Source organism: Streptomyces sp. NPDC037100 (assembly GCF_055606225.1).
Map to the genome: position 1 here is coordinate 177,135 of NZ_JBVJSX010000011.1, position 26,341 is coordinate 203,475.

Annotated in this window: 24 protein-coding genes and 1 pseudogene; 21 read left to right on the forward strand and 4 right to left on the reverse strand. The window is 69.9% G+C overall.

Annotated elements, in window-relative coordinates; all coding sequences use genetic code 11:
- Positions 1–64: 64 nt before the first annotated feature.
- Positions 65–736, reverse strand: coding sequence for a response regulator (locus ACZ7EG_RS31145; protein ID WP_020141342.1), 672 nt, complete (start codon positions 734–736; stop codon positions 65–67).
- A 14-nt stretch (positions 737–750) separates the two neighbouring features.
- A pseudogene (locus ACZ7EG_RS31150) lies at positions 751–1,834 on the reverse strand (RecB family exonuclease).
- Between the two features lie 188 nt (positions 1,835–2,022).
- Between ACZ7EG_RS31150 and ACZ7EG_RS31155 the strand changes: the two are divergent.
- From ACZ7EG_RS31155 to ACZ7EG_RS31165, 3 genes are all read left to right on the forward strand, one after another.
- On the forward strand, positions 2,023–4,095 hold the full coding sequence (locus tag ACZ7EG_RS31155) for a site-2 protease family protein (RefSeq protein ID WP_471086133.1): 2,073 nt from the start codon (positions 2,023–2,025) through the stop codon (positions 4,093–4,095).
- A 39-nt stretch (positions 4,096–4,134) separates the two neighbouring features.
- Positions 4,135–5,037: a tRNA (adenine-N1)-methyltransferase gene (locus tag ACZ7EG_RS31160; RefSeq protein WP_031141913.1), complete on the forward strand. Its 903-nt coding sequence runs from the start codon at positions 4,135–4,137 to the stop codon at positions 5,035–5,037.
- Positions 5,038–5,366: 329 nt separating this feature from the next.
- Positions 5,367–5,945, forward strand: a complete 579-nt coding sequence (locus ACZ7EG_RS31165) for a hypothetical protein (RefSeq protein WP_471086137.1) — start codon at positions 5,367–5,369, stop codon at positions 5,943–5,945.
- 59 nt (positions 5,946–6,004) lie between these two features.
- On the opposite strand, the gene ACZ7EG_RS31170 is transcribed toward ACZ7EG_RS31165, so the two are convergent.
- Positions 6,005–6,310, reverse strand: a complete 306-nt coding sequence (locus ACZ7EG_RS31170; protein ID WP_471086139.1) for a ferredoxin — start codon at positions 6,308–6,310, stop codon at positions 6,005–6,007.
- Positions 6,311–6,555: 245 nt separating this feature from the next.
- On the opposite strand from ACZ7EG_RS31170, the gene arc reads away from it, so the two are divergent.
- From arc to prcA, 6 genes are all read left to right on the forward strand, one after another.
- Positions 6,556–8,322: a proteasome ATPase gene (gene arc / locus ACZ7EG_RS31175; protein ID WP_471086142.1), complete on the forward strand. Its 1,767-nt coding sequence runs from the start codon at positions 6,556–6,558 to the stop codon at positions 8,320–8,322.
- Between the two features lie 235 nt (positions 8,323–8,557).
- Positions 8,558–10,069, forward strand: coding sequence for a depupylase/deamidase Dop (dop, locus tag ACZ7EG_RS31180; protein ID WP_471086145.1), 1,512 nt, complete (start codon positions 8,558–8,560; stop codon positions 10,067–10,069).
- 178 nt (positions 10,070–10,247) lie between these two features.
- Positions 10,248–10,466 carry a ubiquitin-like protein Pup gene (locus ACZ7EG_RS31185; protein ID WP_030955201.1) on the forward strand — a complete coding sequence of 73 codons (219 nt, stop codon included), beginning with the start codon at positions 10,248–10,250 and terminating at the stop codon, positions 10,464–10,466.
- 400 nt (positions 10,467–10,866) lie between these two features.
- Positions 10,867–11,100: an endonuclease VII domain-containing protein gene (locus ACZ7EG_RS31190; RefSeq protein WP_388387642.1), complete on the forward strand. Its 234-nt coding sequence runs from the start codon at positions 10,867–10,869 to the stop codon at positions 11,098–11,100.
- Entirely contained in the window at positions 11,052–11,897 is an 846-nt protein-coding gene (gene prcB / locus ACZ7EG_RS31195) for a proteasome subunit beta (RefSeq protein WP_471086148.1), read from the forward strand. The genes ACZ7EG_RS31190 and prcB overlap by 49 nt, the downstream gene beginning before the upstream one ends.
- A 67-nt stretch (positions 11,898–11,964) precedes the next feature.
- Entirely contained in the window at positions 11,965–12,705 is a 741-nt protein-coding gene (gene prcA / locus ACZ7EG_RS31200) for a proteasome subunit alpha (RefSeq protein WP_471086151.1), read from the forward strand.
- A 63-nt stretch (positions 12,706–12,768) separates the two neighbouring features.
- On the opposite strand, the gene ACZ7EG_RS31205 is transcribed toward prcA, so the two are convergent.
- Positions 12,769–13,821 (reverse strand): LacI family DNA-binding transcriptional regulator, encoded by a 1,053-nt coding sequence (locus tag ACZ7EG_RS31205; RefSeq protein WP_471086154.1) that lies wholly within the window; start codon positions 13,819–13,821, stop codon positions 12,769–12,771.
- A 46-nt stretch (positions 13,822–13,867) separates the two neighbouring features.
- Between ACZ7EG_RS31205 and ACZ7EG_RS31210 the strand changes: the two genes are divergently transcribed.
- The 12 genes from ACZ7EG_RS31210 to ACZ7EG_RS31265 all read left to right on the forward strand — a co-directional run bounded on the left by ACZ7EG_RS31210 (position 13,868) and on the right by ACZ7EG_RS31265 (position 26,295).
- A complete protein-coding gene (locus tag ACZ7EG_RS31210; RefSeq protein ID WP_471086157.1) occupies positions 13,868–15,127 on the forward strand; it encodes an MFS transporter in 1,260 nt (419 codons plus the stop codon).
- A 9-nt stretch (positions 15,128–15,136) separates the two neighbouring features.
- Positions 15,137–16,498 carry a Pup--protein ligase gene (gene pafA, locus ACZ7EG_RS31215; RefSeq protein ID WP_104778656.1) on the forward strand — a complete coding sequence of 454 codons (1,362 nt, stop codon included), beginning with the start codon at positions 15,137–15,139 and terminating at the stop codon, positions 16,496–16,498.
- Positions 16,499–16,687: 189 nt separating this feature from the next.
- Entirely contained in the window at positions 16,688–17,668 is a 981-nt protein-coding gene (locus ACZ7EG_RS31220) for an FKBP-type peptidyl-prolyl cis-trans isomerase (RefSeq protein WP_471086160.1), read from the forward strand.
- A gap of 56 nt (positions 17,669–17,724) precedes the next feature.
- Positions 17,725–18,096 (forward strand): FKBP-type peptidyl-prolyl cis-trans isomerase, encoded by a 372-nt coding sequence (locus ACZ7EG_RS31225; protein WP_030243994.1) that lies wholly within the window; start codon positions 17,725–17,727, stop codon positions 18,094–18,096.
- A 128-nt stretch (positions 18,097–18,224) separates the two neighbouring features.
- On the forward strand, positions 18,225–19,202 hold the full coding sequence (locus ACZ7EG_RS31230; protein WP_471086163.1) for a helix-turn-helix transcriptional regulator: 978 nt from the start codon (positions 18,225–18,227) through the stop codon (positions 19,200–19,202).
- A 17-nt stretch (positions 19,203–19,219) separates the two neighbouring features.
- Positions 19,220–20,293 carry a helix-turn-helix transcriptional regulator gene (locus ACZ7EG_RS31235; protein ID WP_471086165.1) on the forward strand — a complete coding sequence of 358 codons (1,074 nt, stop codon included), beginning with the start codon at positions 19,220–19,222 and terminating at the stop codon, positions 20,291–20,293.
- A 101-nt stretch (positions 20,294–20,394) separates the two neighbouring features.
- Positions 20,395–20,691 carry a hypothetical protein gene (locus ACZ7EG_RS31240; protein WP_471086168.1) on the forward strand — a complete coding sequence of 99 codons (297 nt, stop codon included), beginning with the start codon at positions 20,395–20,397 and terminating at the stop codon, positions 20,689–20,691.
- 45 nt (positions 20,692–20,736) lie between these two features.
- Positions 20,737–20,931: a hypothetical protein gene (locus ACZ7EG_RS31245; RefSeq protein WP_362048050.1), complete on the forward strand. Its 195-nt coding sequence runs from the start codon at positions 20,737–20,739 to the stop codon at positions 20,929–20,931.
- A gap of 260 nt (positions 20,932–21,191) precedes the next feature.
- Positions 21,192–21,473, forward strand: coding sequence for a Sec-independent protein translocase subunit TatA (tatA, locus tag ACZ7EG_RS31250; RefSeq protein ID WP_333934557.1), 282 nt, complete (start codon positions 21,192–21,194; stop codon positions 21,471–21,473).
- 47 nt (positions 21,474–21,520) lie between these two features.
- A complete protein-coding gene (gene tatC, locus ACZ7EG_RS31255) occupies positions 21,521–22,483 on the forward strand; it encodes a twin-arginine translocase subunit TatC (RefSeq protein WP_471086171.1) in 963 nt (320 codons plus the stop codon).
- Positions 22,484–22,514: 31 nt separating this feature from the next.
- On the forward strand, positions 22,515–23,405 hold the full coding sequence (locus tag ACZ7EG_RS31260) for a diacylglycerol kinase (RefSeq protein WP_471086174.1): 891 nt from the start codon (positions 22,515–22,517) through the stop codon (positions 23,403–23,405).
- Between the two features lie 40 nt (positions 23,406–23,445).
- Positions 23,446–26,295 (forward strand): DEAD/DEAH box helicase, encoded by a 2,850-nt coding sequence (locus tag ACZ7EG_RS31265; RefSeq protein ID WP_471086176.1) that lies wholly within the window; start codon positions 23,446–23,448, stop codon positions 26,293–26,295.
- Positions 26,296–26,341 lie beyond the last annotated feature (46 nt).

A 26,341-nucleotide genomic window follows, 5' to 3' on the forward strand; every position in this document is an offset into this window, starting at 1 on the left:
GGCGTGAACAAGGGCGCCCCCCGCTCGGCGAGGGGCGCCCTCTCACGTATCCGCTCGCGGACCGCTACTGCGCGCCCGGCCGCACCAGCCCGCTCTCGTACGCGTACACCGCCGCCTGCACCCGGTCGCGCAGGCCCAGCTTCGTCAGCACATGCCCGACGTGCGTCTTGACGGTGGTCTCACTGACGAACAGGTCGGCGGCGATCTCCGCATTGGACAGCCCGCGCGCCACCAGCTTCAGCACCTCGACCTCGCGGTCGGTGAGCGTGTGCAGCGTGTCCGGCACCGGCTCGTCCCCCGACGGCAGATGCGTGGCGTACTTGTCGAGCAGCCGGCGCGTGATGCTCGGCGCGAGCATCGCCTCGCCCGCGGCCACGACCCGGATCGCCTGCACCAGCTCGTTGGCCGGCGCGTCCTTCAGCAGGAACCCGCTCGCACCGGCGCGCAGCGCCTCCACCACGTACTCGTCGAGGTCGAAGGTGGTCAGCACCAGCACCTTCGCCGGGCCGTCCCGCCCGGGCCCGGTGATCTGCCGGGTCGCCTCCACACCGTCCATCCGCGGCATGCGGATGTCCATCAGAACCACATCGGGCTGTAGCGCACGCACCTGGTCGAGTGCCTGCAGTCCGTCACCGGCCTCCCCGACGACCGCGATGTCCTGCTCGGCCTCCAGGATCATCCGGAAGCCGGTACGGAGCAGCGGCTGGTCGTCGACCAGTAGGACGCGGATGGCCACGTAAGTCTCCTTCGCTAGTCCGGCCCCATTCTGCCCTGCGCGGGCCCGCCGGACTCAGGCGCCCTCACCGGCGACGGGCTGCACCTCAAGCCCAGCCGCGCGCACCGGCAGCGGATACGGCGGGGGAGTGCCCCCGAACTCCGGGCAGTGCGCCTGGTGGTCGCACCAGCCGCACAACTTCGTGGGGCGCGGCCGCCAGTCGCCCGTCTCGGTGGCGAGCCGGATCGCCTCCCACAGCGCCAGCAGCTTGCGCTCCACCCGCTCCAGATCCGCGAGGACCGGGTCGTACGTCAGCACCTGACCGCTGCCCAGGTAGACCAGCTGGAGCCGCCGGGGGACCACGTTCTTCAACCGCCACACCACCAGGGCGTAGAACTTCATCTGGAACAGGGCGCCCTCGGAGTACTCCGGCCTGGGTGCCTTCCCCGTCTTGTAGTCGACGATCCGAACCTCGCCCGTGGGCGCCACGTCGACCCGGTCGATGATGCCGCGCAGCCGCAGCCCGGACTCCAGCTCGGCCTCGACGAACAGCTCCCGCTCGGCCGGCTCCAGACGGCTGGGGTCCTCCAGGGTGAACCAGCGCTCGACGAGCTGCTCGGCCTCGCCCAGCCAACGCGCCAGCCGCTCGCCCTGCGGATCGTCGGCGAACAGCTCCACGACCTCCGGCCGCGACTCGCGCAGCCGGTCCCACTGGCCGGGGACCAGCGACTTCGCCCGAGGCACCGTGCGCTCGGCCGCCGGGGCGTCGAAGAGCCGCTCAAGGACCGCGTGCACCAGAGTGCCCCGGGTCGCGGCCTCGCTCGGCCTCTCCGGCAGCCGGTCGATCACCCGGAAGCGGTAGAGCAGCGGGCACTGCATGAAGTCACTGGCGCGCGAGGGGGACAGCGAGGCGGGCGGGACGGCGGCGGACCCGGTCACCAGGGCGCTCACGGCGGCGGTCTCGGCCGCAGCCTCCGCCACCGGCCGCGCCTCGGCCTCCGGCGGTGCCCCTGCCGCCGTCTCCACTGCCGTCTCCGCGGGCCCGGCCGGGACCGGCGGAACCACTGCCGCGGCCGGGCTGCTGTCGGGCTGTGCCGCGCCCTCGGTGCTCGTCTCCATGCCCCAGACCTTACGGCCCGCCACTGACAGTGACCCGGCCGTGTTCCGTGGGGGAAGCCGGGAGAGGAGGTCGACGTACGGGAAACACAGGGGTGCCGGGGCGAAACGCACCACGACGGACGCATACCATCGACTCGAGACCCTCCCGTCCGGCAGGCGCGGGAGACGCTTCGATCGAGGGGACACCGGTGGACGAGAGCGGCGGGCGCGGGCGGCCGCGGTCCGGCAACGACGAGTCGGCCGAGCGCCACGCGGGGCGTCCGGGCCGGGCCACCGACCCGATCCCCACCGACGAACAGCCCACGGACGAGCGCCCCTTCACCCCTGAAGAGCCCACCCCGGCCCCTGAGCCGACCGGCCCGGCCACGCCCGCGGACACCCCGGCGCCCCCTTCGGACGCCGCGCGGGACGACTCGACGACGGACCGCCCGACGCGGGGTGACGAAACACCCGCCGAGCCCGACGCCAACCGTCCTCCGCAGGGCGCCCCGCACCCCGACCGCGCCCACGCCGAGAACCCGCACACGGCCCCGGCCCCCACCGACGCCGCCGTACCGCAGACGGCACCCGCCCGAGGCGAGCGCGACAGCGGCGACGCGCCGGAGGGCGACACCCACCCCGACCGCGCCCACGCCGGCGACCGGCACACGGCCCCGGCTCCCACCGATGCCGCCGTACCGCAGACGGCACCCGCCCGAGGCGAGCGCGACAGCGGCGACGCGCCGGAGGGCGACACCCACCCCGACCGCGCCCACGCCGGCGACCGGCACACGGCCCCGGCTCCCACCGATGCCGCCGTACCGCAGACGGCACCCGCCCGAGGCGAGCGCGACAGCGGCGACGCGCCGGAGGGCGACACCCACCCCGACCGCGCCCACGCCGGCGGCCCGCACTCGGCACCCGTCTCCGGCCGGCCCGAGGCGGACCGCCTGCACAAGACACACGCCCCGGCCCCCGGCTCCGGTGAACAAAACCGCCCGCAGCAGCCCTCGGCCCCCGCCCCGGGCACCGGCCACCCGAACCACCACCCCGCTTCGACCGCCCCCGCCCACGGCGACCGCCACCTCGCCCACTCCGCCGGCGGCAAGGGCCCCGCCCCCCAGCGGCCGGAGCCCCGGGGCGGGCTGCTCATGGGCCGGCCCTTCGGGGTGCCCGTGTACGTCGCGCCGAGCTGGTTCCTCGTCGCCGCGCTGATCACCTGGGTGTTCGGCGGCCAGCTGGAGCGCGTGCTGCCCGAGCTCGGCACCGCCCGCTACCTGGTCTCCCTCTTCTTCGCCGTCGCCTTCTACGCCTCCGTCCTCGTCCACGAACTGGCCCACACGGTCGCCGCCCTCCGCTTCAAACTCCCGGTCCGCCGCATCCGGCTCCAGTTCTTCGGCGGCGTCTCCGAAATCGAGAAGGAGGCCGAGACCCCCGGCCGGGAGTTCGTGCTCGCCTTCGTCGGGCCCCTGCTCTCCCTGGTCCTCGCCGGCGTCTTCTACGCCGCCCTGCTCGCCGTGGAACCCGGCACCGTCCCGGGCGTCCTGCTCGCCGGCCTGATGATCTCCAACCTCATCGTGGCCGCGTTCAACCTCCTGCCCGGCCTGCCCCTCGACGGCGGCCGCATGCTCCGGGCCGTGGTCTGGAAGATCACAGGCAAGCCGATGACGGGCACCATCGCCGCCGCCTGGGTAGGCCGCGCCCTCGCCGTCTGCGTCCTCATCGGGCTGCCGCTGCTCACCCAGTCCGGCGCCCTCGGCACCGACGCCGTCGACAACGTCGGCATGGACACCGTCCTCGACGCCCTGCTCGCCGCCATCCTCGCCGCGATCATCTGGACCGGCGCCGGCAACAGCCTGCGCATGGCCCGCCTGCGCGAGCACCTCCCCGAACTACGCGCCCGGGCCCTCACCCGCCGCGCGGTCCCCGTCGAGACCGACACCCCGCTCTCGGAGGCCCTGCGCCGCGCCAACGCCGCCGGAGCCCGAGCCCTGGTCGTCGTCGACGCCGACGGCCAGCCCCTCTCCCTCGTCCGCGAGGCCGCCATCGTCGGCGTGCCCGAGCACCGCCGCCCCTGGGTCGCCGTCAGCAGCCTCGCCCAGGACCTCACCGACGGCATGCGCGTCTCGGCGGAACTGTCGGGCGAGGAACTCCTGGACGCGCTCCGGGCCACCCCGGCGACCGAATACCTGGTCGTGGAGGAAACGGGCGAGATCTACGGCGTACTGTCGGCAGCCGACGTGGAACGGGCCTTCGTGAAGGCGATGGCCAGGCCCAGCTGAGTGGTCGGAGCCCCCTCCCGGGACCGGTAGGCTGGTCACATGTCCGAACCGACCGGTGCCGCCCGCAGGCGCGGGCCCTTCAAGGTCGGGGACCAGGTTCAGCTGACCGACCCCAAGGGCCGCCACTACACGTTCACGCTCGAGGCCGGGAAGAACTTCCACACCCACAAGGGTTCCTTCCCGCACGACGAACTGATCGGCGCTCCCGAGGGCAGCGTTGTCCGCACCACGGGGAACGTCGCCTACCTCGCGCTGCGCCCCCTGCTCCCCGACTACGTCCTGTCCATGCCCCGCGGCGCCGCCGTGGTCTACCCCAAGGACGCGGGGCAGATCCTCGCCTTCGCCGACATCTTCCCCGGCGCGCGCGTCGTGGAAGCGGGCGTCGGCTCCGGCTCGCTCAGCAGCTTCCTGCTGCGGGCCATCGGCGACCAGGGCATGCTGCACAGCTACGAGCGCCGCGCCGACTTCGCCGAGATCGCCCAGGCGAACGTGGAGCGCTACTTCGGCGGCCCGCACCCCGCCTGGCAGCTCACCGTCGGCGACCTCCAGGACAACCTGTCCGACGCCGACGTCGACCGCGTCATCCTCGACATGCTCGCCCCCTGGGAGTGCCTGGAGGCCGTCTCCAAGGCGCTCGTCCCCGGCGGCATCCTGTGCTGCTACGTGGCGACCACCACCCAGCTCGCCCGGACCGTCGAGTCCATCCGCGAGATCGGCTGCTTCAACGAGCCGACCTCCTGGGAGACGATGATCCGCAACTGGCACATCGAGGGCCTGGCCGTCCGCCCGGACCACCGCATGATCGGCCACACCGGCTTCCTGCTCACCGCCCGCCGCCTCGCCGACGGCGTCGAGCCGCCCATGCGCCGCCGCCGCCCCGCCAAGGGCGCCTACGGCGAGGACTACGCCGGACCCAACGCCGACGGCGGCACCGCCCGCTGAAGCAGCCCGTCACCGCGCCCAACGCAACGGCGCCGTGGCAGAGTTCCCGGGTCCCTACCGGAACTCCGCCACGGCGCCCTTTCGTTGCCGCCCCGGATGAACCCTCGTCCGACACCGTTGACACGCCGCACACGTCGTGACAGCCCGGAGGCCGCCACGGCAGGGACGTGTAAGCAGCGCTGCCCCAGGAGCCCGCTGACACAACGGCAGGAACCCCAACCCTTCCGACTTCCCCGGCACCAAACAGGCACACCCCGCCGTTCCCTCGGGCTGTGACGTATGGCACCATGCTGGCCACCCCACCGGCACAGCCTCAGGAGACCCTCCTAGTGCAGTCTTCCGCCGTCCCGGAGCTCGCCCACACCCACACCCGCCCCATCCACTGGCTCGCCACCGCGACGGCCGTCGCCGGCGTCGTGGCCTTCTCCTCGATCCTGCAGCCCGGCGCCGCGACAGCGGCCCAGCCGGCCACCCCCGAGACCAAGAGCGCTCCGGCGCCCCTGACTCCACCCGACCCGGCCGCGGTGGCGTTCCCGATCGAGTGCGGCCCGGTCAAGGCAGTGGTGAAGAAACGGGCTTCCGGCGACCTCGACGGCGACGGCCGGCCCGAGACGGTGGCCGTGGTCCACTGCGACTCCCCGATGGGCACCCCGCCGGACGGCGTGTACGTCCTGACGCGCGACGCCGACAGCGGCACACCACGCGTCGTGGCCACCCTCCTCGACCCCAAGGACGCCACCACCGTCACCGACTTCGCCGTACGCGACGGCGCCGTGACCGCCACACTCCTCGGCTACTCGTCGGCCGACGTGCCGCGTTGCTGCCCCGACATGAAGAGCGACGCGAAATGGCATTGGCAGGACGGCTCGTTCGTCCGCACGACACCGGCCGGAGCCCGCAGCGTGTGAGCCACATGCGACAGCGCGTGTGAGAAATCAGACAGTAGTGACGGAACGTAGAGAAGCAGTCACTCCGCGTCCGGACCGTACACCTCGGCCCTGTCCGAAACCCGACGCACGTGAATGCACGCGCCCGGACACTCCTTCGCGGAGTCGATCACGTCCGTGAGGAGCGGCAGCGGAACGGGCGTTGTCGCTCCCTTGTCCTGGAGCAACTCGTCGTCACCGCTCTTCACATAGGCCAGACCGTCGATGTCCAGCTCGAACACCTCGGGCGCGTACTGCGCGCAGATGCCGTCGCCGGTACACAGGTCCTGGTCGATCCAGACCTCCAGCTCCTCACCATCGGCCCCGGCCACCTGCTGCACGCTCATCTCTCCTGCCGTTTCTCCGCCCAGCCATGTCGGGAATCCGGCCAGCTCCGGCGGGTGTTGAACAGTTCGACCCTACCCCCGCCTGGGTTCCAATCATGTTCGATGGGTATTCCCCTGGCGTGAGGGAGAGCGCAAGGGTGAAGATCGGACACACCCCGACCGTCTTTGTGATCTAGGGGTTTCAATCGACACCCGCCCAGGTAGGGTCTGGAAGCGTCCAGCTCCCCTTGGAGGAGGTGAGGACCGTGGCAGCCCACGACGACGACATGAACCGCGGCATCCGCCCGGGACGCGGGTCCGACGACCCGGCCGGGCAGATCGCCTACCTTGAGCAGGAGATCGCCGTCCTGCGACGTAAGCTCGCCGACTCTCCGCGACACACGAGGATTCTCGAAGAGCGGATCGTCGAGCTGCAGACCAATCTGGCCGGCGTGTCCGCGCAGAACGAAAGACTCGCCAACACGCTCCGTGAGGCCCGGGACCAGATCGTGGCCCTCAAGGAGGAAGTCGACCGGCTCGCGCAGCCACCGGCCGGCTTCGGAGTCTTCCTGACGGCCAACGAGGACGGCACCGCCGACATCTTCACCGGCGGCCGCAAGCTCAGGGTGAACGTCAGCCCCAGCGTCGAGCTCGAGGAGCTCCGGCGCGGCCAGGAAGTAATGCTCAACGAAGCGCTCAACGTGGTCGAGGCCATGGAATTCGAGCGCGTCGGTGACATCGTCACCCTCAAGGAGATCCTCGAGGACGGCGAGCGGGCCCTCGTGCTCGGACACACCGACGAAGAGCGGGTGGTAAGGCTCGCCGAGCCGCTGCTGGACGTGAACATCCGGCCCGGTGACGCCCTGCTGCTCGAACCCCGCTCCGGCTACGTCTACGAGATCGTCCCGAAAAGCGAGGTCGAGGAACTCGTCCTCGAAGAGGTCCCCGACATCGGCTACGAGCAGATCGGCGGTCTCGGCGGCCAGATCGAGGCCATCCGCGACGCGGTCGAGCTGCCCTACCTCTACCCGGACCTGTTCAAGGAGCACGAACTGCGGCCGCCGAAGGGCGTCCTGCTGTACGGGCCCCCCGGATGCGGCAAGACGCTCATCGCCAAAGCCGTGGCCAACTCGCTGGCCAAGAAGGTCGCCGAGGTGACCGGCCAGGCCGCCGGCAAGAGCTTCTTCCTCAACATCAAGGGCCCCGAGCTCCTGAACAAGTACGTCGGTGAAACGGAGCGGCAGATCCGCCTCGTCTTCCAGCGGGCCCGAGAGAAGGCCAGCGAGGGCACGCCCGTCATCGTCTTCTTCGACGAGATGGAGTCCCTCTTCCGCACCCGCGGCTCCGGTGTCAGCTCGGACGTGGAGAACACCATCGTCCCGCAGCTCCTCGCCGAGATCGACGGTGTGGAGGGCCTGCAGAACGTGGTCGTGATCGGCGCCTCCAACCGTGAGGACATGATCGACCCCGCCATCCTGCGACCCGGCCGACTCGACGTGAAGATCAAGATCGAGCGTCCCGACGCCGAAGCGGCCAAGGACATCTTCGGCAAGTACCTCACAGAGCGCCTCCCGCTGCACGGCGACGACCTCGCCGAGCACAGCGGCTCCAAGGCCACCACGGTCCAGAGCATGATCCAGACCGCTGTGGAACACATGTACGCCGAGTCCGAGGAGAACCGCTTCCTGGAGGTCACTTACGCCAACGGTGACAAGGAAGTCCTCTACTTCAAGGACTTCAACTCCGGCGCCATGATCGAGAACATCGTGGGCCGCGCCAAGAAGATGGCGATCAAGGACTTCCTCGAGAAGAACCAGAAGGGCCTCCGCGTCTCCCACCTCCTCCAGGCCTGCGTGGACGAGTTCAAGGAGAACGAGGACCTGCCGAACACCACCAACCCGGACGACTGGGCGCGCATCTCCGGAAAGAAGGGCGAACGGATCGTGTACATCCGCACCCTCATCACCGGAAAGCAGGGCGCGGACACCGGACGCTCCATCGACACGGTGGCGAATACCGGTCAGTACCTGTAAAAGGCAGGGCGGCTGCGGGTGCCCTCGGCGGGTACCCGCAGCCGACTGTTTTTCCAGGCCACGGCTGGAGCAACGCAATGACGCAAATGATCTCCCCACCAGCGCAAAGGCGTTCTAGGCTCTTGCGTACCGCCGAGTCGCGCAGTGCGGGGACGGGCACCGCACACGCAACCGAGCGCCAGCGGTATCTGAGCGGCGCCCACGACCGAGGGTGCCGCCGGGCAAGGAGGGCCGCATGACCGTACGGCGAGTAATGGGCATCGAGACGGAGTACGGAATCTCCGTCCCCGGCCACCCCAACGCCAATGCCATGCTCACCTCGTCCCAGATCGTGAACGCCTACGCGGCGGCGATGCACCGGGCCCGCCGGGCTCGCTGGGACTTCGAGGAGGAGAACCCGCTGCGAGACGCGCGAGGCTTCGACCTCGCCCGCGAGGCCGCCGACTCCAGCCAGCTCACCGACGAGGACATCGGCCTGGCCAACGTGATCCTCACCAACGGTGCACGGCTCTACGTCGACCACGCACACCCCGAGTACAGCTCCCCAGAGGTGACCAACCCCCGGGACGCCGTCCTCTGGGACAAAGCCGGCGAGCGGATCATGGCCGAGGCCGCGGACCGGGCCGCGCAACTGCCCGGTGCCCAGCCGATCCACCTGTACAAGAACAACACCGACAACAAGGGCGCGTCCTACGGCACGCACGAGAACTACCTGATGAAGCGGGAAACCCCCTTCTCGGACATCGTGCGCCACCTGACGCCGTTCTTCGTCTCCCGTCAGGTCTTCGCCGGAGCCGGCCGCGTCGGCATCGGCCAGGACGGGCACGAGCACGGCTTCCAGCTGAGCCAGCGAGCCGACTACTTCGAGGTCGAGGTCGGCCTCGAGACGACGCTCAAGCGCCCGATCATCAACACCCGCGACGAGCCGCACGCGGACGCCGAGAAATACCGGCGCCTGCACGTGATCATCGGCGACGCGAACCTGTCGGAGATCTCGACCTACCTCAAGCTGGGCACGACCTCGCTGGTGCTGTCGATGATCGAGGACGGCTTCATCGCCGTCGACCTGGCCGTCGACCAGCCCGTCCGCACCCTCCACCAGGTCTCCCACGACCCGTCACTGAAGCGACTGGTCACCCTCCGCAGCGGCCGCACCCTGACGGCGGTACAGCTGCAGATGGAGTACTACGAGCTGGCGCGCAAGTACGTGGAGGAGCGGTTCGGGGCGGACGCCGACGACCAGACCAAGGACGTCCTGTCACGCTGGGAGGACACCCTCACCCGTCTGGAGCACGACCCGATGAGTCTGGCCGGAGAGCTGGACTGGGTCGCCAAGCGGGAGCTGATGGAGGGCTACCGGCGCCGGGACAACCTCGACTGGGACGCGGCGCGACTGCACCTGGTCGACCTCCAGTACGCCGACGTACGGCCCGAGAAGGGCCTGTACAACCGCCTGGTGGCCCGCGGGCGCATGAAGCGGCTGCTGACCGACGCGGACGTGGAACGGGCCCGTACGGTGCCGCCGGAAGACACCCGGGCCTACTTCCGCGGACGCTGCCTGGAGCAGTACGCGGACGACGTCGCGGCGGCCTCCTGGGACTCGGTGATCTTCGACCTGCCGGGCCGGGACTCGCTGCAACGGGTCCCAACCCTGGAACCGCTTCGCGGAACGCGTAATCACGTCAAGGAGCTCCTGGACCGCTGCCGCACCGCGGAAGACCTGGTCAGGGTCCTGTCGGGCGGGTGACCGCGCTGAGCGGGTACTCGTCGGGAACCGGCCGGACAGGGTGGAAAATCCCTGGTCCGGGAATCATCGAGGTGGTCCCCGTACGTTGGAGCAACTACGGGGCCATTGTCAGACCCGGCGAGTAGGGTCTGATCTTGACCGAGCAACTGTGTCGGGCGAACCGAGCGGGGTGAGGGATATGGCGACCAAGGACACCGGCGGCGGACAGCAGAAGGCCACCCGGTCCACTGAAGAGGTCGAGGAGCAGGCGGCGGAGACGCAGGCTTCCGAGGACCTCAAGGAGCGTCAGGAGAAGCTGAGCGACGACGTGGACTCCGTCTTGGACGAAATCGATGATGTGCTCGAAGAAAATGCCGAGGACTTCGTGCGCTCCTTCGTTCAAAAGGGTGGAGAGTGACTTTCCCCTTCGATCCGAAGGTTAGACGGGGGAGTTGGGGTTGCTCGAGAGTGAGAGCGTGAAGCGCTGCTCGCGGTGCAAGCAGCACAAGCCGCGAGCAGCCTTCGCGAGTAACAAGGCTATGAGGGACGGTCTCCAGGCGTACTGCCGCGAGTGCTCCGCGGCGTACTACCGGCAGCGCCAGGATGCCCGAGGCAGGAAGCCCCGCCCGAGGGTTGCCGCTCCGGAAGGGCACAAGTACTGCCAACGCTGCCGGGAGATCAAGCCGCACTCCGAGTGGGATCGCAACAGAACAGCTTCCGATGGCCTTTCGACAGCCTGCAAGGCATGCCGAGCAATCGAAGGGCGTGCGCGTCATCTGAAGCGCCACTACGGGCTGACCGAAGCTGAGCGCGACGAGATGATCGCCTCTCAAAGGGGCCTCTGCGTGATCTGCCTGAAAGCCCCGGCTGCCCATGTGGATCACTGCCACGAGACGGGTAAGGTCCGTGGCGTACTGTGCTTCAACTGCAATTCGGCCATCGGCAAGTTGGGAGACGATCCCGACGCCGTCCGCCGGGCCGCCGCTTACTTGGAAGGAATCGCGTGGAAGCCAACACTCGTAGCACCGGGCGTCTACCAGCTGCCTTCCTGACGCCAGGGTCTTCCTCCTTCATGGACTTCCTGTCGGAACACCAGCCGGAGATCCTTCCCGGAAACCGGCAGCTGCCTCCCACCCAGGGCGTGATCGAGGCACCGCACGGGACGACGATCGTCGCCGTGACGTTCCCCGGCGGTGTGGTCCTCGCCGGTGACCGGCGGGCCACCATGGGCAACGTCATCGCGCAGCGGGACATCGAGAAGGTCTTCCCGGCCGACGAGTACTCGGCGGTGGGCATCGCCGGTACGGCGGGCCTGGCCGTGGAGATGGTGAAGCTGTTCCAGCTGGAGCTGGAGCACTTCGAGAAGGTCGACGGTGCGCAGCTGTCCCTGGAGGGCAAGGCGAACCGGTTGTCGACGATGATCCGCTCCAATCTCGGCATGGCCATGCAGGGCCTGGCCGTGGTGCCGCTGTTCGCCGGGTACGACGTGGACCGCGGCAAGGGCCGCATCTTCTCCTACGACGTCACCGGCGGACGCTCCGAGGAGCACAACTACGCGGCCACCGGCTCCGGGTCGATCTTCGCTCGCGGTGCGATGAAGAAGCTCTTCCGGGACGACCTCAGCGAGGCCGAGGCCACCACGCTGGTGATCCAGGCGCTCTACGACGCGGCAGACGACGACTCGGCGACCGGTGGTCCCGATGTCGCCCGCCGGATCTATCCCATCGTCACCGTGATCACCGACGACGGCTTCCGCCGGCTCACCGAGAGCGAGGCGTCCGAGATCGCGCGCTCGATTCTGGAGCGGCGGCTGGAGCAGCCCGACGGGCCGCGGGCCGCGCTGCTGTAGCGGCGATCGTCTTCGTGAGGGTGGTCCAGTGAACCGACGGAATCTTCCAGAGAGGGACGGATAACCGGTGTCGACGCCGTTCTATGTCTCACCCCAGCAGGCGATGGCCGACCGGGCGGAGTACGCCCGGAAGGGCATCGCCCGTGGTCGCAGCCTGGTCGTGCTGCAGTTTGCCGACGGCATCGTGTTCGTCGGCGAGAACCCGTCCCGTGCGTTGCACAAGTTCAGCGAGATCTACGACCGGATCGGCTTCGCGGCCGCCGGCAAGTACAACGAGTACGAGAACTTGCGGATCGGCGGTGTGCGCTATGCCGACCTGCGGGGTTACACCTACGACCGGGACGATGTGACGGCCCGGGGCCTGGCGAACGTGTATGCGCAGACGTTGGGCACGATCTTTTCCAGCGCTGCCGAGAAGCCGTACGAGGTGGAGTTGGTCGTCGCCGAGGTGGGGGAGACTCCCGAGGGTGATCAGATCTACCGGCTGCCGCACGACGGTTCCATCGTGGATGAGCACGGCTCGGTCGCGGTGGGCGGTAACGCCGAGCAGATCAGCAGTTATCTGGATCAGCGTCACGAGGAGGGTATGACCCTCGCGGAGGCGCTGAAGCTGGCGGTGCAGGCGCTGTCCCGCGATACCAATGGCAGTGAGCGGGAGATCCCGGCGGAGCGGCTGGAGGTCGCTGTGCTGGATCGCACGCGTCCGCAGAAGCGCAAGTTCAAGCGGATCAGCGGGCGTCAGTTGTCGCGGCTCCTGGGTGCGGATGCGGACGCCGCGCAGGAGGCGTCGGAGGACGACGCCGAGTAGGGCCGGCGAGGTTGTCGCGCGCCCCGGTCGCTCTGCGGTCGGGGCGCGCGGTCGTCGCGCCGGTCAGCGGGCCCTGGCTGTGGAATCTCGCAGGATCAGCCGCACCGGGATGTCTCCGCTTTCGGGGGCGCGGCCGTCCAGTACGGCGAGCAATGCCCGCATGCCCCGCTCGCCGAACAGTTCCGCGTCCAGGTGGACTGTCGTCAGTTCCGGGTCCATGGCCGTGGCCAGGGCCAGGTCGTCGACGCCGGTGACCGACAGGTCGTCCGGAATGCGCAGTCCCAGGCGGCGGGCTGCCTTGTAGGTGCCGGCGGCGAGTTGGTCGTCGTCGCAGATCACGGCGGTGGGGCGGTCGCCGGGGGTGGAGAGGGCGGTTTGGGCGGCGGTCACGGCTTCCTCGATGGAGATCGGGGAGCGGGCTGTTCGCACCGTGGTGCCGGGCACCTCGTGCAGCCGTGCCGCCAGTTCTCGGGCGCGTACTTCGAAGGTCCAGGAGGGGACGTCCGCCGCCAGGTGGAGGAAGTGGCGGTGGCCCAGGGACAGGAGGTGCTCCGCGGCTTGGCGGATGCCGTCGGCGATGTCCAGGTTCACGGTTGCCGCGCCCAGGCTGCCCTGTGGGTCGCTGTCGAGCATGACCAGTGGCAGTGCTTCGCCGCGGATGGCGGTCAGTGCGTCGGCGGCCATGGACGAGGCGATGACGCCGTCGAGTGCGGCTTGTGCGGAGGCGAAGGGGTCGCGGGCGGGGCCGATGCCCTCGGGGGAGGGGTAGAGGACGACGCCGAAGCCGTGTTCGGCGGCGACGCGGGCGGCGCCTGTGTAGACGCCGGCGAAGAATTCCGTGGTGAGGGCGGGGACGACCAGGAGGACGGTGCGGGTGCGTCCCAGGCGCAGGTTGCGGGCGGCCAGGTTGGGGCGGTAGCCCAGGTCGCGGGCGGCCTCTCGGACGCGTTCTGCCGTGGCCTGGGAGACCCGGCCGCGCCATTTGTCGCCGAGGACCAGGGATACGGCTGCTTGGGAGACGCCGGCGGCTTGGGCGACGTCCCGGCTCGTGGGGCGGGTGCTGCCTCGTACCACCGTCGGCCTGCTCTTTCGTCTGGACTCGTGAACAGCGGACATGGTACGTATGGCATCTGACGTTATACGTAAAACCTAGGGGCGGGACATGGCCACGGGATACCTGGAGATCCTTCGGGCGCGACACGCCGCCCGGTTGCTCGTCGGCACGCTGGTGGGCAGGCTGCCCTGTGCCACGGCGCCCATCGCGATCGTTCTGTTCGTGCGGGCCGAGGGTGGTACGTACAGCCTGGCCGGTGCCCTGGCGGCCGTGTACGGCGTCGCCAACGCGGTCGGGCAGCCCGTGCTGGGCAGGATCGTGGACCTGTGCGGGCAGCCGCGCGTGCAGCTGCCGGCGGCCGTCCTCTCCGGGGTGGCGATGGCCGTCTTCGCTTTCGCGGGCATCGGGACGCTGCCGCTCGCCTACGCCGCCGTGGCCGGCGCCGGGCTCTTCACGCCGCCCCTGGAGGGCGGGCTGCGGGCGCTGTGGCCCTCCGTGCTGCGCAGGGAGGACCAGGTGCACACGGCGTACGCCATGGACGCCGTGGCCCAGGAGGTGATGTTCACTGTCGGGCCGTTGCTCGTGACGCTGTGCGTGTCGTTGTGGTCGGCCCAGGCCGCGCTGCTCCTGCTGAACGTCGTCGGGGTGCTGGGAGCGCTGTCCGTGGTGGTGTCGGAGCCTTCGCGCGCCTGGCGGTCGGCGCCGCGTGAGGCGCACTGGCTCGGTGCGTTGCGCTCGTCGGGGTTGCTGGCGCTGCTGACGGCGTTCCTGTTCATCGGGATGGCGCTCGGGTCCATCACGGTCGCCTCCGTGCCGTACGCGGACGGGCACGGCGGCGACGCCGTGTACGGGTGGTTGATGGCGGCTCTGGGATTCGGCGCGCTGGTCGGCGGCAGTGTGTACGGCGCCCGGCAGTGGGCCGGTGAGCCCGCGCGGCGACTGCGGGTGCTGGTGGCCCTTCTGGTGGTGTGTTACCTGCCGCTGATGTTGATGCCGGACGTGGTTGCCATGGTTGTGCTGACCGCGCTCGCCGGGGTCTTCCTCGCGCCCGCCATCGCCTGTGCGTTCGTTCTGGTGGACCGGCATGCCCCGCGTGGGACGGTCACCGAGGCGTTCTCCTGGCTGGTGACGACGTTCACCGTCGGCCATTCGGTCGGAACGGGCGTCGCTGGGCCGGTGGTCGAGCAGGGCGGGGCGCTGTGGGGCTTCGCCGTGCCGGGTGTGGCAGGTGGCGTGTCGCTGCTGGTTTTGACCGTCACAGGACGGGTAGTTGCAGCTCCCGGCCAGGGAGCGGTTGTTGCGGCCGGTTTGGAAAATGATCCGAACCGTGCCGTCGAACCCCGTTTCAGTTCAGGGGATCGGGCGTAATGTTCCCTCATGGACCGCCGCATTTTCGGGCTGGAGAACGAGTACGGCGTCACGTGCACGTTCAGGGGACAGCGCCGCCTGTCTCCTGACGAGGTGGCGCGGTACCTCTTCCGCCGTGTCGTGTCATGGGGCCGAAGCAGCAACGTCTTTCTGCGAAACGGCGCCCGCCTCTATCTCGACGTGGGATCGCATCCGGAATACGCGACACCGGAATGCGACAACGTGACCGAACTGGTCACCCACGACAAAGCGGGCGAGCGCATTCTCGAAGGACTCCTGGTGGACGCCGAACGACGCCTGCACGAGGAGGGAATCGCGGGCGACGTCTACCTCTTCAAGAACAACACCGACTCGGCGGGCAACTCCTACGGCTGCCATGAGAACTATCTGGTGGCCCGGCACGGGGAGTTCTCCCGGCTCGCGGACATTCTCATTCCGTTCCTGGTCACCCGCCAGCTGCTGTGCGGTGCGGGCAAGGTGCTGCAGACGCCGCGCGGCGCCGTGTACTGCGTCAGCCAGCGCGCCGAGCACATCTGGGAGGGCGTCTCCTCGGCGACGACTCGTTCCCGGCCCATCATCAACACGCGTGACGAGCCGCACGCGGACGCCGAGCGCTACCGTCGCCTGCACGTCATCGTGGGCGACTCCAACATGTCCGAGACGACCATGCTGCTCAAGGTGGGTGCCACCGACCTGGTGCTGCGCATGATCGAGGCGGGCACGGTGATGCGGGACCTCACTCTGGAGAACCCGATCCGGGCGATCCGCGAGGTCAGCCATGACATCACCGGCCGCCGCAAGGTGCGCCTGGCCAGTGGGCGCGAGGCCTCCGCCTTGGAGGTGCAGCGCGAGTACTACGAGAAGGCCCTGGACTTCTGCGAGCGCCGGGGTATCCGCACCGGCACGGTCGAGCAGGTCCTGGAGTTGTGGGGCCGCACACTGGACGCGATCGAGTCCGAGGACCTCGACCGTATCGGCACCGAGATCGACTGGGTCATGAAGTACAAGCTCATCGAGCGGTACCGCGCCAAGCACAACATGACCATGTCGCACCCGAGGGTCGCGCAGATAGACCTCGCCTACCACGACATCCACCGCCGTCGTGGCCTGTACTACCTGCTCGAGAAGAAGGGCCAGGCGGCCCGTATCTGCAACGACCTGAAGATCTTCGAGGGCAAGTCCGTCCCGCCGCAGACCACGCGCGCGCGGCTGCGCGGCGACTTCATCCGGCGGGCCCAGGAACAGCGCCGTGACTTCACGGTCGACTGGGTCCACCTCAAGCTCAACGACCAGGCGCAGCGGACCGTGCTGTGCAAGGACCCGTTCCGTTCCGTGGACGACCGGGTGGAAAAGCTGATCGCCGGAATGTGAGCCGGTTCCGGCCCGTCCGAGAAGCCGGTGCCCGAAGGTTTTCGTGCCTTCGGGTACCGGCATTTTTTCTGCCGGCTCCGCCCGTGCGGGAGCTGGTGGGCGGTGTCGTGTCGTGCGGTGTGGGGGGTGCGGAGCGGCTACGCCGTAGAGTGGCGGGCATTGCCCCCACCTCCGATCCCAGTTGGACTGATGAACTACAACACGAAACGACTCGTGGCCGCGCTGCTGGCCGTTCCCGCCCTGTTGTTCACCGCCGCGTGCGGATCGGACGACGGTAACAACGGCGATGCGGCGGGAGGCGTCGCCGAGGTCAAGGGGAAAGTCGGGGCGAAGCCCGAGATCTCCGTGCCCAAGGACGGCAAGCCGTCCGACGAGACCGTGGTCAAGACGCTCTCGGCGGGCACCGGAACCCCGATCAAGGGCTCGGACTTCGTCCGCCTGGACTGGACCGTCGAGAAGTGGGGCGGTGGCCAGGAGCTCGGTGGCACCTGGGCCGCGGGAGCGACGGGTGACAAGGCGCCCAGGCGGCAGTCCATCGAGCAGATCGGCAAGCCGAGTCAGCAGCTCCCCGAGAAGGTCCTCGACGCGGTGAAGGGCAAGAAGCCCGGCAGCCGTGTCCTGGTGCAGGGCACCGCGGGTGATCTGATCGGCCAGAGCCTGAACACGTCCTCCGGGATCTCCGCGAAGGACGTGCTGATCTGGGTGGTCGACCCGGTCGGTGCCGCGAGCGTCGACGTCAAGGCCGAGGCCAAGGGCGAGCAGGCGCCTTCCGAGCCGGGCATGCCCGAGGTGAAGTCCCCGTCGCAGAAGGCCGCGGTCATCACCGTCCCCAAGGGCGAGAAGGCTCCCAAGGACCTCAAGGAGCAGGTGCTGATCAAGGGTGACGGCAAGAAGGTCGAGGCCGGGCAGGGGCTCATCGCCCAGTACACCGGGGTCAAGTGGGAGGACGGCAAGAAGTTCGACTCCTCCTGGGACCACGGTGGCGCCACCGCCTTCCAGATCGGCAACGGCTCCGTGGTGGCAGGCTGGGACAAGGGCCTCGTCGGCAAGCACGTGGGCGACCGCGTTCTGCTGGTGATCCCGCCCTCGCTCGGCTACGGCGCCAGCCCGAACAGTGAGCTGTCCAAGAACACTCTGGTCTTCACGGTGGACATCCTCGGCACGGTCTGACCAGGCCGGTCTGTGAGACTGTTCCCGACGCAGGTCACGTAACAAGGAGAGATGAAGTGAGCATCGACAAGCCCGAGATCGACTTCCCGGGCGGCGAGCCCCCGGCGGACCTCGAGATCAAGGACATCTGGGAGGGCGACGGCCCGGTCGCGCAGGCCGGCCAGACCGTGACCGTGCACTACGTGGGTGTCTCCTTCAGCACGGGCGAGGAGTTCGACGCCAGCTGGAACCGCGGCACTCCGTTCCGCTTCCCGCTGGGTGGCGGCCGGGTCATCAAGGGCTGGGACCAGGGCGTGCAGGGCATGAAGGTCGGCGGCCGTCGCCAGCTGACCATCCCCGCCCACCTCGCCTACGGCAACCAGAGCCCGACCCCGGCCATCAAGCCCGGCGAGACGCTGATCTTCGTGGTCGACCTGCTCGGGGTCTGAGCAAGCTCCGACAGACTCGATCATGTGGGGCCCATGCCTGTTCGGGCATGGGCCCTCGGCTTTTGCCGTGCCACCGTGTGGCGGTACGGTCATCGCTCGTAAGCACCATAGGGAGGCGAAGCGCGTCGATGGCCATTGCCAAGGCGGAGCGGCTGATGAATCTGGCGCTGTGTCTGCTCGGGACGCGGCGCCCGCTCAGCAAGCGTGAGCTGCGTGACTCCATCGAGGCCTACGTCGAGGCCTTCGGGCCGGGCAACGGCGCGACCGGCTCCGATGATTCCTTCAACCGCATGTTCGAGCGTGACAAGGACGATCTGCGCGAGCTGGGGCTGGTCATCGAGACGGTCGAGAGCCTCGACGGCGAGATCGGCTACATGGCCCGTCGTGACAGCAACCGCCTCCCGCCCATCACCCTGGACGCCGAGGAGGCCGCCGCCCTCGGGCTGGCCGCCAAGGTGTGGCAGCAGGCCCGGCTCGCGGGAGCGGCCAGTGGCGCCCTGCAGAAGCTGCGCGCGGCCGGGCTCCCCGAGGACGTCGACCCCTACGGGTCGCACGGCGCGCTGGAGCCGCGCATCCCGGTGCACGAGGCCGCGTTCGAGCCGCTGATGCTGGCCTGCCGGGACCGCAGACCCGTCGCCTTCGACTACCGCAAGGCCACCGCCGCCCGCCCCGAGCAGCGGCACGTGGAGCCGTGGGCACTGGAGTGCTGGCGGGGCCACTGGTACCTGGCGGGCTGGGACCGCGACCGGGGCGCCGAGCGGGTCTTCCGGCTGTCCCGGATCACCGGCAAGGTCCGCTCGCGCGGCGGTCGCTACACCGCCGAGGTGCCGGACGTCGTCACCGTCCGGGAGACCGTCGCGAGCTGGGCCGGGGAGGTCGCCGACCGCTCCGCGCGGATCCGGCTGCGGGCGGGCGCGGGGTACCCCCTTCGGGCGAAGGCGACCTCCGTCCGGGAACTCGGCGGCGGCTGGGACGAGTTGGAGATTCCGTACGGCCACGGGCTGGACGCCTGGCTGGTGGAGTTCGGGCCGGACGTGGTCGTCCTGGAGCCCGCCGAGCTGCGGGCCGATGTGGTGGACCGGCTGCGGGCCGTGGCCAAGGGCTGAGGGGGAGCGGAAAGACAGTGGCAGGCAAACCGGTCAGGCCCGTGAACGCCATCGACCAGACCCGGCGGATGCTCTCGCTGGTGACGTATCTGAAGGAGCGTCCCGGAGCCCGGGTCGAGGACGTCGCGCGTGCCTTCGGCATCAGCGAGGACGAGCTGGTCTCCGACCTGGACGTGCTGCCCATGTGCGGCACCAGCTTCCGCGGCGGCGACCTGCTCGACATCGACACCGACGGCGAGCGCATCTGGTGGCACAACCCGGCAGCGCTCGCGGCGGAGGCCGCCGAGCCGCTCAGGCTCGCCGCGGACGAGGCCACGGCCCTGCTCGTCGCCGCCCGGGCGGTGTCCACGCTGCCCGGGCTGCGCGAGAGCGACCGGCAGGCGCTGCTGCGGGCGACGGCGAAGGTGGAGACCGCGGCCGGCGAGGCGGCGGGTGCCAGCTCGCGCCTGTCGGTGACCTTCGAGTCCGAGGGCGGGGTCTTCGCGGACGTCGACCGCGCGATCGCCGAGCGCCGCCGGCTGTGGATCCGCTACTACTCGCCCGCGCGCGATGAGGTCACCGAGCGGGAGATCGACCCCATCCGCCTGGTCAGCGTCGGGCACACCTATGTCGAGGCCTGGTGCCGCCGCTCCGAGGCGCGCCGCACCTTCCGGCTCGACCGGGTCGCCGAGATCAAGATCCTCGACGAGCCGTCGGCGCCGCCCGAGATCGAGCTGCGCGACCTCTCGGAGGCGCTGGTGCAGCCGGCGGCCGAGGACCCGGAGGTCGTGATCGAGGTCGGGCCCGGCGGCCGCTGGGTCGCGGAGTACTACCCGCACGACAGTGCGGATGAGCTCCCGGACGGTGGTCTGCGTATCACTCTGCGGACCCCCGACCCGGCGTCGCTCCGGCGCCTTGCACTGCGGCTCGGGCGGGACGGCCGGATCGTCTCGCCGCCGGAGCTCGCCGACAGTGCCCGGCAGGCGGCCCGGGAGGCGCTGGCGGCGTACGACGGTATCGAGGAGGCGCCGACGGCCGGTGTCGCCGAGGACGTGCGCGGACCGCACGTGGTGCGGACGGTTCCGGACGGGCCGGGCGTCGGACCGGAGTGAGTCACAGACGCCCTCCGGGGTCCACGGCCGGGCCGACGGCCGGACCGCGACACCGGTCGTGCACCGCGGAGGCGTACGACCCCAGGAAGAGGAGCGAGGGCTTGAGCGAGTCGGTGACGTCCGGTGGTGTCGGGGGCATGACGGTGGAGTCCGCGTTCGCCGGGATGAGAAGCGTGACCCCGGTCGTTTTCCGGGCGGGCTGCCCCGACTGCCGGGAGCACTGCGAGCTCGCCGCGGGCGCACTGCGCCTGGCCATCGGTGCCACGAGCCGCACCACCTTCTACTCCTTCACCTGCCCGCAGTGCGGCGCGTCCGTCCGCAAGCCCGCGGGGGAGCGGATCGTGGAACTGCTCACCGGCGGCGGTGTGCGGACCCTGCGGCTGCACTCCACCGTCTAGTGGGTCGGGGATTCCGGCCGTTGGGGAAGGTCTAGGCTCGGCGTCATGTTCTGGCCGATGTTCGCGGTTGCGGTGGGTTTTGTGGGTCTCGTCGTGCTGGGGGTGCTCGCCGTGCGGGTCTTCGTGGAGACACAGCGCCTGGGCAGGCAGGTCACGGACTCGGCGCGCCGTATCAGCCGGGCCGCCGAGGACCTGGAGCGGTCGGCGCAGAGCGCGGCCCGTTCCGTCGACGCTCTGTGAGGTGTCCGACGGACGGCCGTGAGTTGCGTTTCGGGACACTTCGCCCTGTCACGTCTGCGGTTCGTACAGGTACTCTGCTGGTCGCGGCCCGGTTAACGAGGCACTGGTCGCGGACGGGAGTGCGCGCAAGGGATGCAGAGGGATTGCCTCACGTTTACCCCCGAGCGTTACGATCGCTGCCAGCACGACCGTTCGGACAAGTGTCCGACCGGTCGGACAGCACCCCCACCACAGCCGCCTCGGTGAGAAGGTAAAGACTTATGTTCGGAAGGCTCGGAGCCCCCGAGATCATTCTCATCCTCGTCGTCATCATCCTGCTGTTCGGCGCGAAGAAGCTTCCGGACATGGCTCGGTCGCTCGGCAAGTCGGCCCGCATCCTCAAGAGCGAGGCCAAGGCGATGAAGGACGAGAACAAGTCGTCCACGACCCCGGCCGGCCCGCCCAACACCGACGAGCCCTCGCAGCGCACCATCCAGGCAGCGCCCGGTGATGTGACCAGCTCGCGCCCGGTCAACGAGCCCACGGACACGACCAAGCGCTGACGCAGGGCCGGTGACCTCCGGCCCGCCGCACGAGATGGGAACGTGGGTTGCTGAAGTCTGCCCGCAAGCAGGAGAGGGATCCCGAGGGGCGCATGCCCCTCGCGGAGCACCTTCGCGAGCTCCGCAACCGGCTCGCCAAGGCGATGCTGGCGATCGTCGTCGTCACGGTCGTCGCCGCCTTCTTCTACAACGACATCATCAACTTGATCACCAAGCCGATCCTCGACTCGGTCGGCTGTGACAAGACCTTCGAGGAACTGGCCAGGTCGCAGGCGGGCACGAAGCCCTGTGCGCAGATCACCATCAACGGCCTGCTCACCCCCTTCACGCTCGCGCTGAAGGTGTCCCTGATGGCCGGCGTCGTCCTCGCCTCGCCGATCTGGCTCTACCAGCTGTGGGCCTTCGTCGCGCCGGGCCTGCACCGGCACGAGAAGAAGTACGCCTACGCCTTCGTCGGCACCGGCGCCCCGTTGTTCATCGTCGGCGCCTACTTCGCGTACACGGTCCTTCCCACCACGGCGAAGGTGCTCCTGGAGTTCACCCCGGGCGGCACGTCCAACCTCCTGCCGCTGGACGACCTGCTCGACCTGGTCATGCGGATGGTGCTGGTCTTCGGCCTCTCCTTCGAGCTGCCCCTGCTGCTGGTCATGCTCAACCTCACCGGGGTGCTCACCGGTAAGCGCATGGTCGGCTGGTGGCGCGGCATGATCATGGGCATCACGGTCTTCGCGGCCATCGCCACGCCCAGCACCGACCCGCTGACCATGCTGGCGCTCGCGGCGCCCATCTGGATCCTGTACTTCGCTGCCGTCGCCTTCTCCCTGGTCAACGACCGCCGCAAGGCCCGCCGTGAGGCTTTCGGCCCCGCCGACGACGAGGCCTCCGAGCTGGATCTGACCCCCGAGGACATCGGCGAGATCGAGCCCGTGACGACCGGCCGCGCGGCGCTGCCCGAGCAGGCGAGCTCGGAGCGCACGGACCGGGTCAACGGTTATGACGACGTGACCTGAAGATCGGCGGGCAGCTCGTAGGGTCGGTCCCGTGACCAGCGAGATCACCCTCTTCGTCAACCCCACCGCGGGCCGCGGCCGGGGCGCCCGCGCGGCGCAGCCGGCCGCTTCCGCGTTGCGGGCGGCCGGCTTCTCGGTGCGGACCGTCCTCGGGGAGGACGCCGCGGACGCCCTCGTCCGCGCGCGTGCGGCCGTCGAGTCCGGCACGGGCGCGTTGATCGCCGTCGGCGGCGACGGGATGGCGGGCCTCGCACTCCGGGCGCTCGCGGGCACCCGCACCCCGCTCGGCCTGGTCGCGGTCGGCACCGGCAACGACTTCGCCCGCGCCCTCGGCCTGCCCGTCCGGGAGCCCGCCGCCGCGGGCCGCATGATCGCCGACGCCCTCAAGTGCGGCCGGATCCGCGACATCGACCTCGGGCAGGTCGGCGACCGCTGGTTCGGCACGGTCCTCGCCTCCGGCTTCGACTCCCGCGTCAACGACCGCGGCAACCGCATGCGATGGCCCACCGGCCGCCTGAAGTACGACCTGGCGATGATCGCCGAACTCGCCGAGTTCCGGCCCGTCCCGTACCGGATCCGGCTCGACGACGGCGAGGTCCGTGAGGTCGAGGCGACCCTCGTGGCAGTCGGCAACGGCTCCTCGTACGGCGGCGGCATGCGGATCTGCCCCGGTGCCGACCTGACCGACGGGCTGTTCGACGTGACGGTGGTCGGCGACTGCAGCCGCACGACGCTGCTGCGGGTGTTCCCTCGGGTGTACCGGGGGACGCACGTCGAGCATCCGAAGGTGACCGTGCTGCGGGCGGCGCGGGTCGAGATCGCCGCCGAGGGAATCACCGGCTACGCCGACGGGGAGCCGCTCGGCCCGCTGCCGTTGAGCGCTCGCTGCGTGCGCGGGGGCGTGCGGGTCGTCGGTCCCTGAGCTGCGCGGATCCGAGGTTTCACAGCAACGGATCCGGATAATGATCGTCCTGTTGTCAGTGCGGCCCGGTACGCTCGAAAGCACGATGACAGAGGACCTCTCCCCGGCCGAGCGGTACGCGGCAGCCCGCAAGCGCGCTGCCGAGCAGGCCACCGCGCTCGCCTCCTTCCGCGAGATGTACGACTTCGGCCTCGACCCCTTCCAGATCGAGTCCTGCCAGGCGCTCGAGGCCGGAAAGGGCGTGCTCGTCGCCGCGCCCACCGGCTCAGGCAAGACGATCGTCGGCGAGTTCGCCGTCCACCTTGCCCTCCAGCAGGGCAAGAAGTGCTTCTACACGACACCCATCAAGGCCCTGTCGAACCAGAAGTACGCCGACCTGTGCCGCCGCTACGGCACGGACAAGGTGGGCCTGCTCACCGGCGACAACAGCGTCAACTCCGACGCGCCGGTGGTGGTGATGACCACCGAGGTGCTGAGGAACATGCTGTACGCCGGTTCCCAGACGCTCCTCGGCCTCGGCTACGTGGTGATGGACGAGGTGCACTACCTCTCCGACCGGTTCCGCGGAGCCGTCTGGGAAGAAGTGATCATTCACCTCCCCGAGTCGGTCACGCTCGTCTCGCTCTCGGCGACCGTGTCCAACGCCGAGGAGTTCGGCGACTGGCTGGACACGGTCCGCGGCGACACCGAGGTGATCGTCTCCGAGCACCGGCCCGTCCCGCTGTTCCAGCACGTGCTGGCGGGGCGGCGGATGTACGACCTGTTCGAGGAGGGCGACGGCCACAGAAAGGCCGTCAACCCCGACCTCACGCGCATGGCGCGCATGGAGGCGAGCCGGCCGTCGTACCAGGACCGCAGGCGCGGCCGGTCCATGCGCGAGGCCGACCGTGAGCGCGAGCGCCGCCAGCGGTCCCGGATCTGGACGCCGAGCCGGCCCGAGGTCATCGAGCGGCTCGACGCCGAGGGGCTGTTGCCCGCCATCACCTTCATCTTCAGTCGCGCCGCCTGCGAGGCCGCCGTCCAGCAGTGCCTGTACGCGGGGCTCAGGCTCAACGACGACGAGGCGCGCGAGCGAGTCCGCACCCTGGTCGAGGAGCGCACGGCGTCCATCCCGACCGAGGACCTGCACGTCCTCGGCTACTACGAGTGGCTGGAAGGCCTGGAGCGCGGGATCGCGGCCCACCACGCGGGCATGCTGCCGACCTTCAAGGAGGTCGTCGAGGAGCTGTTCGTGCGCGGCCTGGTCAAGGCCGTGTTCGCGACCGAGACCCTCGCCCTCGGCATCAACATGCCCGCCCGCTCCGTGGTGCTGGAGAAGCTCGTCAAGTGGAACGGCGAGCAGCACGCGGACATCACCGCGGGCGAGTTCACCCAGCTGACGGGCCGGGCCGGGCGGCGCGGCATCGACGTGGAGGGCCACGCCGTGGTGCTCTGGCAACGCGGCATGAGCCCCGAGCACCTGGCGGGCCTGGCCGGCACGCGTACGTACCCGCTGCGCTCCAGCTTCAAGCCGTCGTACAACATGGCGGTCAACCTGGTCGAGCAGTTCGGGCGGCACCGTTCGCGCGAGCTGCTGGAGACGTCGTTCGCGCAGTTCCAGGCGGACAAGTCGGTGGTCGGCATCTCCCGGCAGGTGCAGCGCAACGAGGAGGGGCTGGAGGGCTACAAGGCCTCCATGACCTGTCACCTCGGCGACTTCGAGGAGTACGCGCGGCTCCGCCGCGAACTGAAGGACCGGGAGAACGAGATCGCCCGGCAGGGCGTGGCACAGCGGCGTGCGGAGGCCGCCGTCGCGCTGGAGAAGCTGAAGCCCGGTGACGTCATCCACGTCCCCACCGGCAAGTACGCGGGCCTGGCGCTGGTGCTGGACCCGGGCCTGCCGGCGGGCCGTTCGAACGGCCACCGCGGCTTCGAGCACCACGACGGGCCGCGCCCGCTGGTGCTGACAGCCGAGCGGCAGGTGAAGCGGCTGGCGTCGATGGACTTCCCGGTGCCGGTCGAGCCGCTGGAGCGGATGCGGATCCCGAAGTCCTTCAACCCCCGGTCCCCGCAGTCCCGTCGGGACCTCGCGTCCGCGCTGCGCACCAAGGCCGGGCACATCCCGGCCGAGCGGCACCGCAAGCGGCGCTCCCAGGCGGCCGACGACCGTGAGATCTCCCGGCTGCGGACCGCACTGCGCGCACACCCCTGCCACGGCTGCAACGACCGTGAGGACCACGCCCGTTGGGCCGAGCGGTACCACCGGCTGCTGCGCGACACCTCGCAGCTGGAGCGGCGGATCGAGGGCCGTACGAACACGATCGCCCGGACGTTCGACCGCATCGTGGCACTGCTGACCGAGCTGGACTATCTGCGCGCCGACGAGGTCACCGAACACGGCAGGCGGCTCGCGCGGCTGTACGGCGAGCTGGACCTGCTCGCCAGCGAGTGCCTGCGCGAGGGCGTCTGGGAGGGCCTCGGCCCGGCCGAACTGGCGGCCTGTGTCTCGGCGTTGGTGTTCGAGTCCCGTGTCGCGGACGACGCGATGGCGCCGAAGGTGCCGTCCGGGAAGGCCAAGGCTGCGCTGGGCGAGATGGTGCGGATCTGGGGGCGGCTGGACGCGCTGGAGGAGGAGTTCCGGATCACCCAGACCGAGGGGGTCGGACAGCGCGAGCCCGATCTCGGCTTCGCCTGGGCCGCCTACGAGTGGGCCTCCGGGAAGGGGCTCGACGAGGTGCTGCGCGAGGCGGAGATGCCGGCGGGGGACTTCGTGCGGTGGTGCAAGCAGGTCATCGACGTCCTGGGGCAGATCGCGGCGGCGGCTCCGCAGGGGTCTTCCGTGGTGAAGAACGCGCGTAAGGCCGTGGATCTGTTGCTGCGGGGAGTCGTCGCCTATTCGTCGGTGGGGTGATCGTTTGCTGCGCGGGTGCCGGCCGTAGGCCGTTGCCCGCGCAGTT

What these genes read in the sequence shown, in the direction of transcription:
- ACZ7EG_RS31230 (WP_471086163.1), top strand. Translation starts at nt 18,225, where the DNA reads ATGGCCATTGCCAAGGCGGAGCGGCTGATGAATCTGGCGCTGTGTCTG.
- ACZ7EG_RS31210 (WP_471086157.1), top strand. Translation starts at nt 13,868, where the DNA reads ATGGCCACGGGATACCTGGAGATCCTTCGGGCGCGACACGCCGCCCGG.
- ACZ7EG_RS31170 (WP_471086139.1), bottom strand. Translation starts at nt 6,310, where the DNA reads ATGAGCGTGCAGCAGGTGGCCGGGGCCGATGGTGAGGAGCTGGAGGTC.
- ACZ7EG_RS31245 (WP_362048050.1), top strand. Translation starts at nt 20,737, where the DNA reads ATGTTCTGGCCGATGTTCGCGGTTGCGGTGGGTTTTGTGGGTCTCGTC.
- ACZ7EG_RS31185 (WP_030955201.1), top strand. Translation starts at nt 10,248, where the DNA reads ATGGCGACCAAGGACACCGGCGGCGGACAGCAGAAGGCCACCCGGTCC.
- ACZ7EG_RS31190 (WP_388387642.1), top strand. Translation starts at nt 10,867, where the DNA reads ATGATCGCCTCTCAAAGGGGCCTCTGCGTGATCTGCCTGAAAGCCCCG.
- dop (WP_471086145.1), top strand. Translation starts at nt 8,558, where the DNA reads ATGACCGTACGGCGAGTAATGGGCATCGAGACGGAGTACGGAATCTCC.
- ACZ7EG_RS31265 (WP_471086176.1), top strand. Translation starts at nt 23,446, where the DNA reads ATGATCGTCCTGTTGTCAGTGCGGCCCGGTACGCTCGAAAGCACGATG.
- ACZ7EG_RS31205 (WP_471086154.1), bottom strand. Translation starts at nt 13,821, where the DNA reads ATGTCCGCTGTTCACGAGTCCAGACGAAAGAGCAGGCCGACGGTGGTA.
- ACZ7EG_RS31220 (WP_471086160.1), top strand. Translation starts at nt 16,688, where the DNA reads ATGAACTACAACACGAAACGACTCGTGGCCGCGCTGCTGGCCGTTCCC.
- tatA (WP_333934557.1), top strand. Translation starts at nt 21,192, where the DNA reads ATGTTCGGAAGGCTCGGAGCCCCCGAGATCATTCTCATCCTCGTCGTC.
- pafA (WP_104778656.1), top strand. Translation starts at nt 15,137, where the DNA reads ATGGACCGCCGCATTTTCGGGCTGGAGAACGAGTACGGCGTCACGTGC.
- ACZ7EG_RS31160 (WP_031141913.1), top strand. Translation starts at nt 4,135, where the DNA reads ATGTCCGAACCGACCGGTGCCGCCCGCAGGCGCGGGCCCTTCAAGGTC.